The sequence below is a fragment of the Collinsella tanakaei genome (assembly GCF_021531055.1).
GTDB classification, from domain to species: Bacteria; Actinomycetota; Coriobacteriia; order Coriobacteriales; family Coriobacteriaceae; genus Collinsella; species Collinsella tanakaei_B.
In genome coordinates, this window is the sequence record NZ_JADYTL010000003.1 from 222,344 (window position 1) to 238,536 (window position 16,193).

Annotated in this window: 13 protein-coding genes; all 13 read right to left on the bottom strand. The window is 65.4% G+C overall.

The window, feature by feature from the left end:
• Positions 1 to 2 precede the first annotated feature (2 nt).
• Positions 3 to 1,961, bottom strand: a complete 1,959-nt coding sequence (locus I6E04_RS04635) for a hypothetical protein (RefSeq protein WP_235422020.1) — start codon at positions 1,959 to 1,961, stop codon at positions 3 to 5.
• A gap of 100 nt (positions 1,962 to 2,061) precedes the next feature.
• Complete coding sequence (locus I6E04_RS04640) at positions 2,062 to 2,526, bottom strand: TadE/TadG family type IV pilus assembly protein (RefSeq protein ID WP_235421994.1); 465 nt, start codon at positions 2,524 to 2,526, stop codon at positions 2,062 to 2,064.
• 16 nt (positions 2,527 to 2,542) lie between these two features.
• Positions 2,543 to 2,788 (bottom strand): hypothetical protein, encoded by a 246-nt coding sequence (locus tag I6E04_RS04645; protein WP_235421995.1) that lies wholly within the window; start codon positions 2,786 to 2,788, stop codon positions 2,543 to 2,545.
• Between the two features lie 14 nt (positions 2,789 to 2,802).
• A complete protein-coding gene (locus tag I6E04_RS04650; RefSeq protein WP_235421996.1) occupies positions 2,803 to 3,225 on the bottom strand; it encodes a hypothetical protein in 423 nt (140 codons plus the stop codon).
• A gap of 53 nt (positions 3,226 to 3,278) precedes the next feature.
• A complete protein-coding gene (locus tag I6E04_RS04655) occupies positions 3,279 to 3,461 on the bottom strand; it encodes a hypothetical protein (RefSeq protein WP_235422021.1) in 183 nt (60 codons plus the stop codon).
• 54 nt (positions 3,462 to 3,515) lie between these two features.
• Complete coding sequence (locus tag I6E04_RS04660) at positions 3,516 to 4,142, bottom strand: type II secretion system F family protein (protein ID WP_235421997.1); 627 nt, start codon at positions 4,140 to 4,142, stop codon at positions 3,516 to 3,518.
• Between the two features lie 12 nt (positions 4,143 to 4,154).
• The gene (locus I6E04_RS04665; RefSeq protein WP_235421998.1) at positions 4,155 to 5,105 is read right to left on the bottom strand and encodes a type II secretion system F family protein; all 951 of its coding nucleotides are present in this window, start codon (positions 5,103 to 5,105) and stop codon (positions 4,155 to 4,157) included.
• Complete coding sequence (locus tag I6E04_RS04670) at positions 5,054 to 6,412, bottom strand: CpaF family protein (RefSeq protein WP_235421999.1); 1,359 nt, start codon at positions 6,410 to 6,412, stop codon at positions 5,054 to 5,056. Before I6E04_RS04670 ends, I6E04_RS04665 begins: the two co-directional genes overlap by 52 nt.
• Positions 6,409 to 7,830 carry a nucleotide-binding protein gene (locus I6E04_RS04675; protein WP_235422000.1) on the bottom strand — a complete coding sequence of 474 codons (1,422 nt, stop codon included), beginning with the start codon at positions 7,828 to 7,830 and terminating at the stop codon, positions 6,409 to 6,411. The genes I6E04_RS04670 and I6E04_RS04675 overlap by 4 nt, the downstream gene beginning before the upstream one ends.
• Positions 7,827 to 8,498 (bottom strand): Flp pilus assembly protein CpaB, encoded by a 672-nt coding sequence (cpaB, locus tag I6E04_RS04680; RefSeq protein WP_268830329.1) that lies wholly within the window; start codon positions 8,496 to 8,498, stop codon positions 7,827 to 7,829. The genes I6E04_RS04675 and cpaB overlap by 4 nt, the downstream gene beginning before the upstream one ends.
• Before the next feature lie 274 nt (positions 8,499 to 8,772).
• Entirely contained in the window at positions 8,773 to 9,936 is a 1,164-nt protein-coding gene (rsgA, locus tag I6E04_RS04685; RefSeq protein ID WP_235422002.1) for a ribosome small subunit-dependent GTPase A, read from the bottom strand.
• 639 nt (positions 9,937 to 10,575) lie between these two features.
• On the bottom strand, positions 10,576 to 11,811 hold the full coding sequence (locus I6E04_RS04690; protein WP_235422003.1) for an FAD-dependent oxidoreductase: 1,236 nt from the start codon (positions 11,809 to 11,811) through the stop codon (positions 10,576 to 10,578).
• A gap of 525 nt (positions 11,812 to 12,336) precedes the next feature.
• Complete coding sequence (gene nifJ, locus I6E04_RS04695) at positions 12,337 to 15,873, bottom strand: pyruvate:ferredoxin (flavodoxin) oxidoreductase (RefSeq protein ID WP_235422004.1); 3,537 nt, start codon at positions 15,871 to 15,873, stop codon at positions 12,337 to 12,339.
• Positions 15,874 to 16,193: the final 320 nt, after the last annotated feature.

Genomic DNA, 16,193 nt, shown 5'->3' on the forward strand with positions numbered 1-16,193 from the left:
CCTCACCTCCCACCGGACGTGCCGAGCACGTCGCGCAGGCGGATCGTCAGCGGGATGCTCCCTCCGGCAGGCAGGGGGATCTCGGCTATCGTGAACTCCGCCGATACGATGTAATCGCCCACCTGATAGCCGACCGCCTGGAGCAGCGCCCCGGGATCGGTCGTGCCCAACGGGATGGAACGCAACAGGCCCTGTGCATCGCCGAGCGACGCCATGCCGGAACGCGCGATCACGTTCGAGGTATCCGTGAGCACCGGCTTTTTGAGTCGTAGATCGACCGGCTCCAAGTCGAGCGCGTGAACGGCATCGCCGAGCCGGTCGCGCAGCCAGCTCGCAATCGGCCCCGCGCCCATCCCATCGAGCGAACCGAGCAGATCATCGGCCATATCGGAGAGTCCCTGGCTCAAATCCCCATACGATACGAGCAGGCGACCCCACAGGTCCATCACGCTCCCGACCAAACCGACCACCCCATCGGACGAGGACCGCTCCTCGATCGTGGCGAAAAACGACGAGAGCACGTTGCTCTGCTCCGTCTCGGCCTCCGGTGCGAGCACGGCCGCCGATATCGCGCCGCGCCGATCGAGCGTCGCCGCCTCCGAGAACGCCGTGTCCAGCTCCCTGGGAGATACGACCTCCCCCGACACCACCAACGACAGACAGCCGTAGCGTCCGGGCGGTGCGATGCGCGGCCGCTTCGACCCGAGCACGCTGAGCGCCTCCTCGAACGCATCACCCGCCACGTCGGCCTGGTCGCGAGCCTCGCGCTCGAGCGCCAGCTCGCGGTTGCGGCATTCGACGTACTCATCGAGCGCCAGCGTGAACTCGCGCAGGTGATATTCGAACCCGTTGTCGATCGAGGTCGATGCCGCCGGCGTCTTGCCCAGGTCGCCCACGTCGAAGTGGCAGACCTCGCATTCGCGAGCCCCGCCGCCGGCAAGCGTCGCCAGCGAGATCAGACTGCCCAACGGACCGGTGATACCCGGACAATCCGCCCCATAGTGCAGCGTCGTGCCCCCGGGCTCCTCGCTCGATTGCCACACGGGATCGGTGTACAGGGAGGTGCGACGGACCTCTGAGGTGTTTTTCGGCAGCAGCGGTACCGTCGAGATGACGCGCCCGTCGCGTTCCTCGATCGTCGCACGGTCCATCTGCTTCGATGCGTACCGGTAAAATGCGCGACGCGCAGCGGAATCGGCACGCGCCTCGGCACTCGACCCCTCGGCCTGTTCGTGCTCGGCGCGCCAGCGATAGTACGCCCGAGCGCGTCGAAGCCCCACGATAGGGTCCCATGTGATACTCGATGCGTAATCGGGGTTCTCGCTCGCACTGAGTCCGCTCAGCCGGGCGGCACGTTCCTGCATGTTCATGCCATCACGCCCGCAGTCCGCGATCCACGCCCGTTCCTTTGCGGCAGCGGTCGCCTCGCTCGCCTTCTCCAGCTCGTCGGCCACTTCCTCCAAGTCGTCGGCAACATCCGACAGGCCCTCGGTATCGATCTTCGCGCCCTCGATCGCCGGAAACTCCGAGGCGGAGTCGCGGGGCACCGCCAAAGCGACACCGGAATAGCTCAACGAGCCGGTTGACTGCGCAGCGCACAGACGCGCAGCGTTCGCGCCCACCAGGTAGGGCAGCGAGGACTCCAGTTTTTGCAACCCCTCGGACGCCGACGCGGCGAATCGGTTCCGCGCGTCCAAGATGCGCACCCCGGCGTCCACCACCTCGCTCGCCGCGGCGCTCACAGGCGGAATCAACAGGCCGACCAGCCCGACGCCGGTCGTCAGGAGCCCCGCGAACCCAAGGCTCGCCACGCTCGCATCGACGACCGTCGCCGCGGTCGTATACGACGAGACCACATTCGCACCGGCCAACGCGGCGCTGTCGGCGCTCACCTGGACGTCACCCGCCCGCGACAGGCTCCACACCGCCGTCACGGACGAGAACACGAGCGTCAACACCACCAAGATGGTGACCGCCGAGGCGAGCGTCGTGTACGCCCCGTCCTCTATGAACAGGTCGATTCCCCACCGTGGTCCACGAACGCGATGGCGGCTCCGTATCCTACCCTTCCCACATGGCGACCCATGTCCTATAATCGCCCGACAGCCAAGACGGTCTTCCCTCATAATCCACCGACACCTCCAACGCCACGTCCCCCGATGCGTTCGTCTCACCGAGCAGATGCGCAAACGCCCCGATTACCGGCAACGGCCGCGCGAACCCCTCGATCGACACCGAAACGGCACCGCCCGACGTAGCGGCACGCCTCAGCTCGATGTCCCACGACAAGGGTCCGCCCACATGGAAGATCGAGACGTTCGGAACCGCGGCCAGGCGCCGCTGCGCGAAGGCGACGTAGGCATCATCGTCCCCGTCGGGTGCCGTGATCATGAGCCGCGCCGTCTCGGCCGCCGCCGATTCCATCACGCTGCGGGTGTATAGCAGACAGACCGGTTGCAACGCGATGAGCAGCAGCGTGAGAAAGGCGGGGAGCAGCATCGCCGCCTCGACCGTCGCCTGCGCCATACTCCCGTCCACTTGCTCAATACAACGCGATATCCAACGCGCCCAACGCCCCGAGCACATGCGAGGCGGCTCGCTCGACGAGTCGCGCGAACACGCCGCGCTCGCCCGCATGCCACAGCGCACCCAAGCCGACGATAACCGCCAAAAGCGCCGAGAACGTGATCGCGTACTCGAGCGTTCCCTGCGCGCGGCCCTCTCGCCAAAACCCGCTTCCGTCCCTCGGCTCCTCCGTTCGGCACGTCCTGCTACCCCATCTCCTCATCACGCCCTCCCGCTTCATCCGTCATCGGCGCGAAGACGCGCCACGCGCACCGTCGTCTCACCGCCGTCCTCCGTCGTCGTGACGACGACCATGTCGACCCAATCGGTCCCGCCCTGCACGAGCGCTCCCCACACGTTGCCTTTCAGATCAAGATATCCGCTGGTCACCAACGTCGCCGTCCCCATATCCCGATACGCGCGGATCACGTCGGAAGCAGGTTCGACCAGATCGCCCGAGACGCTCCACGTAACCGACGCGTCACCGTCGTCTGCCTCATCCAAGTCATCCAAGAACCGCTCGGGCGATGACGCACGTGCATCGTGCGTCATCGCCTCGATATCGATGCCGAGTTCCTGGGCGACCTCCACGACCTCGTCCGGTACATCCGCGGCCGATGGGGAGCGGACGCATCGGACCGCGCCCACTGCGATGACCAAACACGCCGCTCCGAGCGTGAAGAAGCCCCATCGGCCGCCAACACGCCTGCGCGTCACAGGCTGTTGATGCCCGACGAGATCGCATCCCACAACTCACTCACCCGGTCGCGGAATGCGATGATCGCCAAGATGGCGATCACAACGAGGACGCCGACCAAGATCGCGTATTCGGTCGTGCCCTGCGCACGCGCCTCATGCGCAAGCGCCCGAACATCGTGTACCAGCTCCGTGGCCATCCGTGAGCATCGGTCACGTACCAGAGATTTCGCCTTCATCATCCAGATACCTCCTCACACCATGCCGCCCGCCGCCAACAGCGGGCCGACGATCGACAACAACAACGCCGGAAGAATCAGCGTCCCCGTCGGGACGAGCATCTTGACGGGCGCACGCTCGATCTCGCGCTCGACGGCCGCACGATGCGCCGCGCGCATCTCGCGACCCTGCCGCGCGAGCGTATCGGACAGCGGCGCGCCCAACGCATGCGCCTGGGCGACGGCAGCTGCAAACGACTCGAGCTGGCGGACGCCGAGCTCGCGCGCAGCCGCCATCAACCCCTCCTCACGCGACGCCATACCCGTCTGCCAACTCATGCGCGCACGCATCATGCTCTCGGAGAGCAATCCCGTGCACTGCTCGCAATACAGCCCGAGCGCAGCGTCGAACGAGAGCCCTGCGGATAGGCCCAGCCGCACGATATCGACCATCTCGGACGCCTCGCCGAGCGTCACCCGGGAGGGTTCGGCCACGCCGGAAACCGCACGCAACCTTTCCCGAATCCCATCGGCCGCCTCGCTCATGCGCGTCACAAGATCGCTTACCGCCACCACGACCGCGCTCGCGCGCACCTCGCACGCACCCCACGCCGCCACGGCCGCAAAACCGCCCACGGCCATCGCCATCGCAACGAGCTCCATCACCATCACGCCCTACAACTCGACATCCATGATCTTCCTGATAACAGACCAGGCGATGACGTTCAGCACGAGCGCCACGACGACCGCAGCGGCACCGGCAGGCCTGGTCACCCCCGTCCGAAAATCGCTCGAAAGCAGCGAGAGCAACAGCACCATCGCCATCGGCATACACGCCACCATGCGGGCAGACATGCGCGCCTGCGACGTCTTGACATCCAGCCTTCGCCTCAGCTCGATACGGTCACTCACCAGCTGCGTCGCCTGGGCGAACAGTTCCTTGAGCGGAGCCCCCGTCCGCTGCGAGACCTTGAGGGCGAGCACCACGAGCTCCAATCCGGGTGCACGCAGACGACCGAGCATCCCGTCGAGCGCCTCGACCATGGGAACCCCGCAGTCGACGGCGAAGGAAACCCGCATGAACTCGGACCGCAACGGCTCGGCGACATGCCCGCTCACGTAGCGCATGGCCTGCGCGAGCGAATAGCCGGATCCCAGCGAGATCGACAGCGCCCCGAACGCCTCGGGCATGATCTCCTCGAGCCGGCGCTCCTCCCCCGCCTTCCGGCGCATGTGCAACACGGCGAGCGATGCCGCCGGCGCCACCGCACCGATCGCGACACCCACGATGGATCCCGAGAGCATACCGAGCACCACGCTCGCGAGCACGCATGCGGCTACCGTAGAGCCGACCGCCATATGCCGGTCGAACGCCGCGCCGCACCATCTCCCCTCCGTATCGAGCAGACGCATCTCCCGCTCCAGGGCCCGCGCCGCATCCGCGCGCACGATACCCGCCGCCTCCAGCCAGGCACCGATCGTCTGCATCCCTGCCCACACGACCTCGTCGGGCCTTCGGTGCGACGCGGAATCGTCCGTCGCGTCGCCGCTCCCACAGTCGGGAATCGCGCAGGCTATGCACACGGCGACGGCTCCCCCGATGCCGCAGGACACAGCGATCTCCAACTTTCCACCTCCTCCTCGCTCAACGCGCCGGAGCGCAGCCCCTCCTCGATGAACGGCGGTTCCGCGACCAGCTCCCAGCTGCGCGTCGCCATATCGAACGCCACGTAATCCGTCAGTTCGACCGTGCCTTCCGCCCCGCGCGACACGCCGGTGTAGGATGACACGTAGCGACGCCCGTCCGGCATGCGCACCGACATGACGATCGCGTCGAGCGCCATCGCGATCTGCTCCTCGATCAGGTCGCCCGGTAGGTCGATGCCGTAACGGGCGAGCAGCGTCAAGCGGACGATCGCCTCGCGGGCGCTACCGGCATGCAGCGTCGTCAACGACCCATCGTGTCCGGTGTTCATGGCCTGCAACATGTCGATGCACTCTGCGCCGCGCACTTCGCCCACCACGATGCGGTCGGGCCGCATGCGCAACGCGTTGGTCACCAGGTCGCGGATGGTTACCGCGCCCTCGCCCTCGATCGACGCCTCGCGCGCCTCGAGCCTCACCACATGCGGATGACGGGAGAACTTGAGCTCGGCGGAATCCTCGATCGTCACGATGCGCTCGCCGAGGGCGATTTCGCAGGACAGCGCGTTGAGCAGCGTGGTCTTTCCCGATCCCGTGCCCCCAGCGACCGCCAGGTCCTGCCGGAGCGCCACCGCGCACGACAGCAGGCGCGCGTACCAATCGGGCAGCGACCCCATCTCGACGAGCCGCGCCAGCGAACTGATGCGGTCCGAGAACTTCCTGATCGTGACCGTCGTCCCATCGATGGCGATCGGCGGAATCACCGCGTTCACGCGGTACCCGCTCGGCAGACGCGCGTTCACGATGGGACTGCGCTCGTCGAGACGCCTGCCGAGCGGCGAGATGATGCGATCGGCGATGATGCGGATCTGCTCATCGTTCTCAAACACGCTCGGCAGCTCATGCAGCACACCCGCCCGCTCGAAAAACGTCGAGGCACATCCGTTGACCATGATCTCGCTCACCGTGTCGTCCTCGAGCAGCGGCTGCAGGGGCCCGAGCCCCACCACGTCGTTCAGCACCTCGTCGACGATGCGTGCGCGCCCCTCGGCATCGATCCCGTCGGGATTCTCCGCGTTCATGACCGCCTCGATTGCCGGGCGCAGCTCCTCGCGGGACCGACGCACGTCGGAAAACCCTGCGATCCGTGCGACCTCGGCAAAGCCGACGCGCTCCATCATCTCGCACTTTATCCGGCGTTTGACCAGCTGGGTACGCCTGCCTTCCGTCCCGTCGGACAGCTCCACGTCGTAGCGCTCCGCTCGACGAACGCGTTCCAGCACGCTCATCGTCCACCTCCTTCCAGCTTATGCCATGGCAGCTTGATGCGCGGACGGTGCGGATCGCCCTGGTTCTGCACGCGCTGCTGCTCGTCCCATGCCTCGAGCGGACACCCGAGCTCTTTCAGCAAGTCATAGGTGCACGCCTGCACATCGCGCGCGAACGCGCCCGGCACCACCATCAGGTCACCCAACCTGCCGAACGACAGCAGGTCGCCCACGAACGACCCGCCGTCGGCGATGCGCACCCGCGAGCGCAGGGCGACCGCCATCTCGAAGCGCATCGCCTGCTCCTCGCCGCACCCCGGAGCCCCGAACCGATTGAACACGCTCGTCATGCGCGTCTTCGGCACCCCGATACGCGAGGCGAGCGACACCGCCCGAGACGCCGAGTCTCCCCCGGACACGCCACCGCTGCCGACGACCAGGCATCGGTCGCAGCGCGAGACTGCCGATGCGGCGGCGTCGCCCCAAAAGACCGAAGTGTCCGCAAAGATGACATCGGCTTCCCGGCGCAATGCCTCGATGAGCTGCTCGCTGGGAAGCGACAGCAGCTCCGCCTGCTCAGGCAGTGAGCAGGGACCCCACAACGTCAGACCCGGCGCGATCTTCATGGCCGTCGCCTCGATAGCCTCCTGCGTGCACGCAGGCTTCCCCTTGGCGTCGACAAGGCCCGCCAAGTCGCAGACACGCTCGACCCCCATCACATCGCAGAGGTTCCCGAACATCAGGTCCAGGTCGACCACGGCGGCCTTCAGCCCCATATGGGCCGCCCACCATGCCATTGCGGCGACGATCGTCGACTTGCCGCATCCTCCTCGTCCCGATATGGCGACGACCAACGGTGAGCGCGGTCTGCCGTCGTCCTCGGATGTGCCCCAGAACCGCTCGCACGCGTTCCGCTCCGCCAGAAGGTCCTCAGCACGCTCACGCGCCGCGGCGATCGACCCCGTCGTCTCAGGCGACCGCACCGGCTCTGCCGCCCCGTTCCACGGCGGCTTTTCCAAATCCTCATCGCGAGCAGGGGGTCCGGGAGAATACTCGGGTCTTCGGTCCTCCTCCAAGCACGCTCCACTATCTCGTAGCTGACATGCAGGAGATCCCCCTGCCGCGATGACCTCGGTTGCCCCCGCATGGAACAGGCGTGCGACGATGCCGGAGTCCACGCGCTCGACGAACGCGAGCAGCGCGACATCTTTCCTATCCTCGGCAAACGAGGCGATCGCCGCCTCCACCTCATCGGTCACGCCATCCACGCACACGACCACGCCGCCGAGCGAATCCGCCAACGACTCCGCGAGGACCCCCAGCGTTGTCACATCACCGAAACGCACGACCTGCGCCGACGGACAGCGCGCGGCGATCTCGGCGCGCACGTCGGTCCCGACCGTCCGCGCGCAGCACACCAACCAAATGGGAGCCATCATGCATCCCCTTTCTCTTGATCGTCCGCGACCGGCTCGCCCGGTACGGCGAGCGTCACCTGACCTCGGGACATCGCCGCAAGGAGTTCCTGCACGACCTTCGGCTCGACGGCAAGCGTCGCCCAGCTCAGCTCACCGCCGCCCGTCGCGATCACGCTCGTATCGAGCACCCGCGCCTGGGTCAGTCGATCGGCCACCGCGTCTTTCGACACATAGACGTCGACGGCGTCCCCGCTCGCCAAGGCGCCACCGACGGCATGCTCCTCATCGACCCCGACGCTCACCGCCACGGACCCATCCGGTACCTCCAGCGCATCGCCGCGCGCCTCGGTGTACGCCGGGCACAACACCGCCCGTTGCGGGATGCGCGACGTCGCGACCTTCCCGGCCACATCCGACAGCGACGTGCACGCATCGCTCGGCAGCAGGCTCGCCACCCATTCCTCGATCGCCACGTTGCTTTCGTCCAGCTGGTCTCCCGGTTCGATATCGCGTGTCGCCACGCATACCTCCACCAGATCGCCGCCATAGCGCTCAAGCGTCTCGCGCTGCGCACGCTCGGCTTCGGCGCGCACCGACGAGGCGTACGTCAGCGAGAGCGCCACGGCGGCGATTCCGCACACCGCACTGATCAATAACCTGTATCTCCGCTTCACCGCGCACCCCTCCATCGATGTCGCACCATCAAGAAGGCTCGTCCGACGCACCGCGTCGTGGCACTCGCCTGCTCGTATTTCATTGTGCGAAGGGGTATCGGCGCTCAGCCGATCAAAGAAGATTTGTCGGTCGCGACCTTACGGATCGACTCTCCCGACCAAACACTGCGGTTGGATGTGCGTCGGACAGCTTCGACGACAAGCATGGCAGCCGGTCGGATCCTCCAGCCAAAACGGACGCACCGCAACGCCGCTTAACGCCCTATCAGCGCCCGCACCTGCAGATTCTTTAGAGTTTCACATCGGGATCGAGGCTCTGGGCGCTCACACGCATCTCGGCGGCAAGCGCCAAAAACGCCTCCAGACGCACCTCGTCTATCCACCGATTTTCGACCGCTTCGCGCACTGCGCAGCCGGGCTCGTGCGTATGCGTGCAGTCGTTGAAACGACAGGCGCGCGACGCCTCCACGATCTCGGGGAACGTACGCGCCAAGCCCCGCTCATGGCCCACGAGCGGCAGGCTCCGCAGACCGGGCGCATCGGCGATCACGCCGCACGGCTCGGGCAGCGACACCATCACGCGCGCGACCGTGGTATGGCGGCCCATGTCGTCGCGCTCTCGGACCTCGCCGGTCGCCAGCGCCTCGTGACCGAGCAGGGCGTTGAGCAGCGTCGACTTACCCGCACCCGATTCGCCGAGAATCATGCCGCAGGTACCAGCGGGAATACAGGCGCGCACCTCGTCGAGACCCTCGCCCGTGGCAGAGGAGGTCACCACGACGCGGGCCTGCTCGCCCGCGATCCGCTCCGCATCGGTGCGCACCTCGGTAAGTTCGTCTTCCGTGCAGCGGTCGGCCTTGGTGAGCACGATGACGGGACGGGCGCCGCAATCGTTGGTAAGCACGAGGCTTCGGGCGATGCGGTCGCGTATGAGCGCACGCGTATCGCGCGTGGAACCCAACGGCTGGACGATCAGGATCGTATCCACGTTCGCGGCGAGCACCTGTCGCTCGCCGCGGTTCTTGCCGCGCCAGCGCTCGAACGCCGTCCGACGGGGCAGCACGCACTCGATGACACCCATGTCATGACCTGCGGCGACGCGCACCGCCACGCAGTCGCCCACCGCAGGGAGCATCCGTTCGACGTCGCTGCGGCCCTTGGCGAAGTTGACGGAATGCTCCGCGCGAAACGTCGAGGATGCCGTTGCGATCAGCGGGAATCCGCGATCGAGTCGCACGACCCATCCGAGTCGCAGCTCGGCCGCCGCCGTCTCGTCCTCGCGCGCACGGTCGGTGCGAAACGCCTCGAATGCGGAGCGCTGCGCGTCATCGATATGCAAATCGTCGAACGAGGGTACGTCGTGAAGCGCGTCGATACGCGGCAGCGCGGCAGTCAACGCCGAGATATCCCCAGCATTCCGACGCTTTTTGCCCTTCGCCCTCGCTTTTCCCACACGTACCCCTTCATCATGGGTTATCCCCAGCGTTTTCCAGAGCCAAGTGTACCCCATGTCACCCCAGAGCGCCGCTTGCGAGATCGCATGTAAAAATACCCCAGGGGTTTTTTGACATCGACGCGCGCGAACCCCTGCGGCCCCACGGCACGTCTTAGTGGTGGGCAATTTGTTCAGATATGAAGGTATGCAGGGGCGAAATCACGTGGGACCCGACGCATCCGACCTCCCGCATAGCCGCCCCACGCCAAATCTCCTCTGTCGAGGCCACTCCATATAGGCCAGATATGCCAAGACAGCCTAAATGGACGCATCTGTTCGGGCGCAAACCTTCATATCTGAACAAATTGTCCACCCGGCACCGGAGTGTAGGCTTCCTCCATCAACTCATGCATAAAAGAGAACCCAATACCTGCCATTCTGCATACCGGCGCTCCGCACGCCCGCACCAGCCGCTGCAATCCCCATGTAAAAATACCCCAGGGGTTTTTTAACATACCCCAGGGTTTTTTGACATCGACACGTGCACACAGAAGGGCGGGCGGGCATCAGCCTTTTCACCGTGAAAGGAGTAAACCGGCAAAAAAGCTGATGCCCGCCCGCCCTTACGGCACGCGAACAGCAGAGACCGCGCGAGAGCTACTTCTCCTCGCCCTCGCTTGCCCCGGACATGTAGCGCATCATCGCGGCGGCAACATTCTTGGCCACGGCGACGGCGCTCACCACGTTCTTGGAACCCGTCACCACGTCGCCTGCGGCGAACACACCGGGCACCGTCGTCATGCCGTCGTCGTCGGTCAGCAAAAGACCCGTCGCGGAGCACTCCAGACCCGGCGTCGTAAGCAGCAGCTTGTTCTTGGGGCCCTGGCTGATCGCGATGATGGTGGAGTCGGCGTGCACCTGATCGAGCTCCTCCTCGCACCCCACGATGTTGCCCTCGTCGTCGAGGATGTTCGTGCGGAACAGCGGGCCTTCCTCGGTGATCTTGACGACGTCCTTGCAGTACACGAGCTCGGCACCCTCGAGCTGGGCGTACGACAACTCGTCGGAGCTCGCCGTCACGTGGCGGGCGCGCGCGTACATGCGCACATGGCGCGCGCCGTGGCGCAGCGCGGTACGGGCGACGTCCATGCCGGAGTTGCCCACGCCGATGATCGCGACGTTCTCGCCCAGGTTGAAGGCGGACGGATCGCTCAGATAGTCCACCGAGAAATGCACGTTGGGCAGCGACTCGCCCTCGAGGCCGAGCGTGCGCGGACGCCACACGCCCGTGCCGATGAAGACCGTCTCGTAGCCGTCGCGCAGGAGGTCGCCGATCTCGAGCGCGCCGCCGATCGTGGTGCATGCGCGGAACTTCACGCCCATCTCCTCGATGCGCTTGGCGTAGCGGTCAAGGATGGTGCGCGGCAGGCGGAACTCGGGGATGCCGTAGCGCATGACGCCGCCGATGCGGTCCTTGGAGTCGAAGACCGTCACGGCGTAACCCTCGCGCGCGAGCTCGATGGCGACCGTCAGGCCGGCGGGGCCGGCGCCGATCACGGCGGCACGATGCCCGTTGGCGGGCTTGCGCTCGATCACCATACGGTCGAGGTACAGATCGGAGATGAACGTCTCGATGGCGCTGAAATGCACCGGGGTCTCCTTGCGACCGCGGATGCAATGGCCCTCGCACTGGCCTTCGTGGTTGCACACCATGGAGCAGACGAGCGAGAACGGGTTGTTCTCGAACAGCATCTCACCGGCAGCGTTGATCTCGCCCTCCTTGAACAGGCGGATCACCTCGGGGATATTCGTCGAGATCGGGCAGCCCTTCTGGCACAGGGGCTTCTTGCACTGCAAGCAACGATTGGCTTCCTCAACGATACGAACGGCCATGCCGTCCTCCTTTCGCCCGACCGCCTGCGCTGGCGGCTCGATCGAATCCGCGAGCATGCGATGACCGCACCCTACGGTTGCGCACGCTGCCTCTGCTCTCGGATTGTTCTTCATGCTAGCAGCGCCGGTATGCACTGCCGTGTACTTGTGGTGTACACCTGATATGACTATATGCGCGCAGCTCAGGCCGTCCCATGGTCCATCGACCAGTTTGTGGGCGCAAATCGGCGCCGCGTTTTGGTCGTGCCCAAAGCTAAATCGTTTCACCATCCAAAGCGATAGAAGGCTTGGTGCGCGGCCGGTGAAAAACGCCAGACGCAAAACGAACGCACAACCCGTGAAAACCCGTCGGGCGTCATTTCGCATCGCACGGGGACGAATTCGCGGGCTAAAGCGCATCAACCGACACGGCATCCCCGTTCGCCAACAAACGTCAGACGTAACTACGCATCGGCAAAAAAAGGACCCCGAGGCGAACCTCGGGGTCCCGGCACTGAATCCGATCAGCGTGCGCTACCGCAAGCCTTAGACCTCAGCGTAGAGATCCTTGAGCTTCAGCAGGTGCTGATAGCGATCCATAGCGGCCTGCTCGTTCTCGGCGAAGAGCTCCTGCGCGCGCTCGGGGAAGGAGCGGAGCAGGGACGCGTAACGGGCCTCGTTCATCAGGAAGTCCTGATAGCCGCCCTTCGGCTCCTTGGAGTCGAGGGTGAACTTCTTGCCGACCTCGGCAGCCGGGTTGAAGCGGAAGAGGTTCCAGTAACCGCACTCGACGGCCTTCTTCATCTCCATCTGGCAGTTCTGCATGCCGCCCTTCTTGATGGAGTGCATCTCGCAGGGGCTGTAGCCGATGATGATCGACGGACCATCGTAGGCCTCGGCCTCCTGGATGGCCTTGAGCGTCTGAGCCGGGTTGGCGCCCATGGCGATCTGCGCCACATAGACGTAGCCGTAGCTCATAGCGATCTCGGCGAGGCTCTTCTTCTTGGTGGCCTTACCAGCAGCGGCGAACTGAGCGACCTGGCCCAGGTTGGAGGACTTGGAAGCCTGACCGCCGGTGTTGGAGTAGACCTCGGTGTCGAAGACGAACACGTTGATGTCGTGGCCGGAAGCCAGGACGTGGTCCAGGCCGCCGAAGCCGATGTCATACGCCCAACCGTCGCCGCCGAAGATCCAGAAGGACTTCTTGGTGAGGTAGGACTTGTCGGCCAGGATCTCCTTGGCCTTGTCGCAGCCGCAGGCCTCGAGGGCAGCGACGTACGCGGCGGCAGCGGTCTTGGAGGCCTCGGCATCCTTGCGGGAGTCGAGCCACGCCTGACCGGCGGTCTTCACGTCCTCGGGCGTGCCGTCCGCGGCGATGAGCGCCTCGGTGTCGGCGACGAGCTTGTTCTGGACGGCCTCGTAACCGAGAGCCAGGCCCAGACCGTGCTCGGCGTTGTCCTCGAACAGGGAGTTGTTCCACGCCGGGCCGTGACCGTCCTTGTTGGTGGTGTACGGGCAGCGGGCCGCGGGGTTGCCCCAAATGGAGGAGCAGCCGGTGGCGTTGGAGATGAACATGCGGTCGCCGCAGACCTGGGTCACCAGGCGAGCATACGCGGTCTCGGCGCAGCCGGCGCAGGAACCGGAGAACTCAAGCAGCGGCTGCTTGAACTGGGAGCCCTTGAGGTTGTTGGTCTCGAGGACCGGCTTGGGCTCGACCTCGGCGACGCAGTAGTCGAAGACGGCCTGCTCGGCAGCCTCCTGCTCCTGCGGAACCATGGTGAGGGCGCCCTTCGGGCAGACCTTGACGCAGTTGGTGCAGCCCATGCAGTCGAGCGGGGAGACGGCCATCGTGAACTTGAGACCGGTGTCCTTCGGCATCTTGATGTCGAGGGTGCGCAGGTTCTCGGGGGCGTTGGCGATCTCGTCCTCGGTCAGGCCGAACGGACGGATGGTGGCGTGCGGGCACACGTACGCGCACTGGTTGCACTGGATGCACTTGGTCTCATCCCAGTGCGGGACCATGACGGCGACGCCGCGCTTCTCGAACGCGGAGGCACCGGTGAGGAACTGACCGTCCTCGTGGCCGGCGAAGGCGGAGACGGGCAGCTCGTCGCCCTGCATGCGGGAGATCGGGTCCATGATCTCCTTGACCTGCTTGGCGATGGCGGAGCACTCGGCATCCGTGAGCTCGGCGGCCTCGTCGGTGGCGTCGGCCCAGTCGGCGGGCACCTCGAACTTGCGGAACGCGGTGGCGCCGGCGTCGATGGCCTTCCAGTTGGCCTCGACGATGGCCTGGCCCTTCTTGGCGTAGGACTTCTCGGCGGCGGCCTTCATGTACTCGATGGCGTCAGCCGCGGGCAGGACCTGCGCCAGCGCGAAGAACGCGGACTGCAGCACCGTGTTGGTGCGCTTGCCCATGCCGACCTTCTCGGCCAGGTCGATGGCGTCGATCAGGTAGACGTTGATGTTGTTCTTGGCGATGAAGCGCTTGGCCTCGGCGGGCATGTGCGCGGAGAACTCCTCGTCATTCCACTGGCAGTTCACCAGGAAGGTGCCGCCGGGCTTGACGTCGCGGACCATCTTGAAGCCCTTGACGATGTAGGAGGGGTTGTGGCACGCCACGAAGTCGGCCTTGGAGATGTAGTACGGCGAACGGATCGGGGAATCACCGAAGCGCAGGTGCGAGATGGTGACGCCGCCGGTCTTCTTGGAGTCGTACTGGAAGTAAGCCTGGACGTACTTGTCGGTGTGGTCGCCGATGATCTTGATGGAGTTCTTGTTGGCACCGACGGTACCGTCGCCGCCGAGACCCCAGAACTTGCACTCGATCGTGCCCTCGGCAGCGGTGTTGGGAGCGTCGTCCATCTCGGGCAGGCTGAGGTTGGTGACGTCGTCCACGATGCCGACGGTGAACTCGCGGGCGGGAGCGTCCTTCTTGAGCTCCTCGTAGATCGCGAAGGCGGACGCCGGGGTGGTGTCCTTGGAGCCGAGGCCGTAACGGCCGCCGACCACGGTGATGCCGGTCTTGCCAGCCTCGAAGAGGGCGGAGACGACATCCTGATACAGGGGCTCACCGATGGAGCCGGGCTCCTTGGTGCGGTCCATGACGGCGATCTTGGTGCAGGTCTCGGGCAGCACGTCGACGAAGTGCTTGATCGAGAACGGACGGAACAGGCGGACCTTGACCAGGCCGACCTTCTCGCCATGAGCGTTCAGGTAGTCGATGACCTCCTCGAGCGTGTCGCAGAAGGAGCCCATGCAGACCACGACGCGGTCGGCATCGGCGGCGCCGTAGTAGTTGAACAGGCCGTAATCAGTGCCGAGCTTGGCATTGATCTTGCCCATGTAGTCCTCGACGACGGCGGGGAGCTCGTCGTAGGCCTTGTTGCAGGCCTCGCGGTGCTGGAAGAAGACGTCGCCGTCCTCGTGGGAGCCGCGCGCGGAGGGGTGCTCGGGGTTGAGCGCGTGATCGCGGAAGGCCTGGACGGCGTCCATGTCGACCATCTCGGCGAGATCGTCGTAGTCCCAGATGGCGACCTTCTGGATCTCGTGGGAGGTGCGGAAGCCGTCGAAGAAGTTCAGGAACGGAACCTTGCCCTCGATGGCGGCGAGGTGCGCCACGGGAGCGAGGTCCATGACCTCCTGGACGTTGCCCTCGGCGAGCATGGCGAAGCCGGTCTGGCGGCAGGCCATGACGTCGGAGTGATCACCGAAGATGTTCAGAGCGTGGGAGGCGACGCAACGGGCGGACACGTGGAAGACGCCCGGCAGGCCCTCGCCCGCGATCTTGTACATGTTCGGGATCATGAGCAGCAGGCCCTGAGACGCCGTGTAGGTCGTGGTCAGAGCACCGGCACCGAGCGAACCGTGGACGGTACCGGCGGCACCGGCCTCGGACTCCATCTCGATGACGTTGACGGGCGTACCGAAGATGTTCTTCTTGCCCTGCGCGGCCCACTGGTCGACATGGTCGGCCATCGGGCTGGACGGCGTGATCGGGTAGATACCCGCAACTTCGGTGAACGCATACGATACGTATGCGGCCGCCTCGTTGCCGTCCATAGACTTGAACTTACGCGCCATATACCCCTCTCCTCTCAAATTGGGTGTACATGTTCCGAGGACCTGTGCCCCCGGGGATTACCGCGCATGGATGCCGCCGGCGATTGGCTGGCATCGATGGATCGTGAAAATCCACATGCACGATTATTGTACTCCGAACGCGGTGTGGGACAGCCGAAATCTGCAGCGGAATTTACCATGATGCATTGTTATGGATACCAGCGATTTATGTGGTGCGCTGCGGTATTCGGCGCGCTGTGGGGCTGCGAAAAAGAACAGAGGCGGCACACGGCGGCGGGGCGGGGCGGGGCGGCGGACGCTCCCCGTGTCCCAAAAGGGGC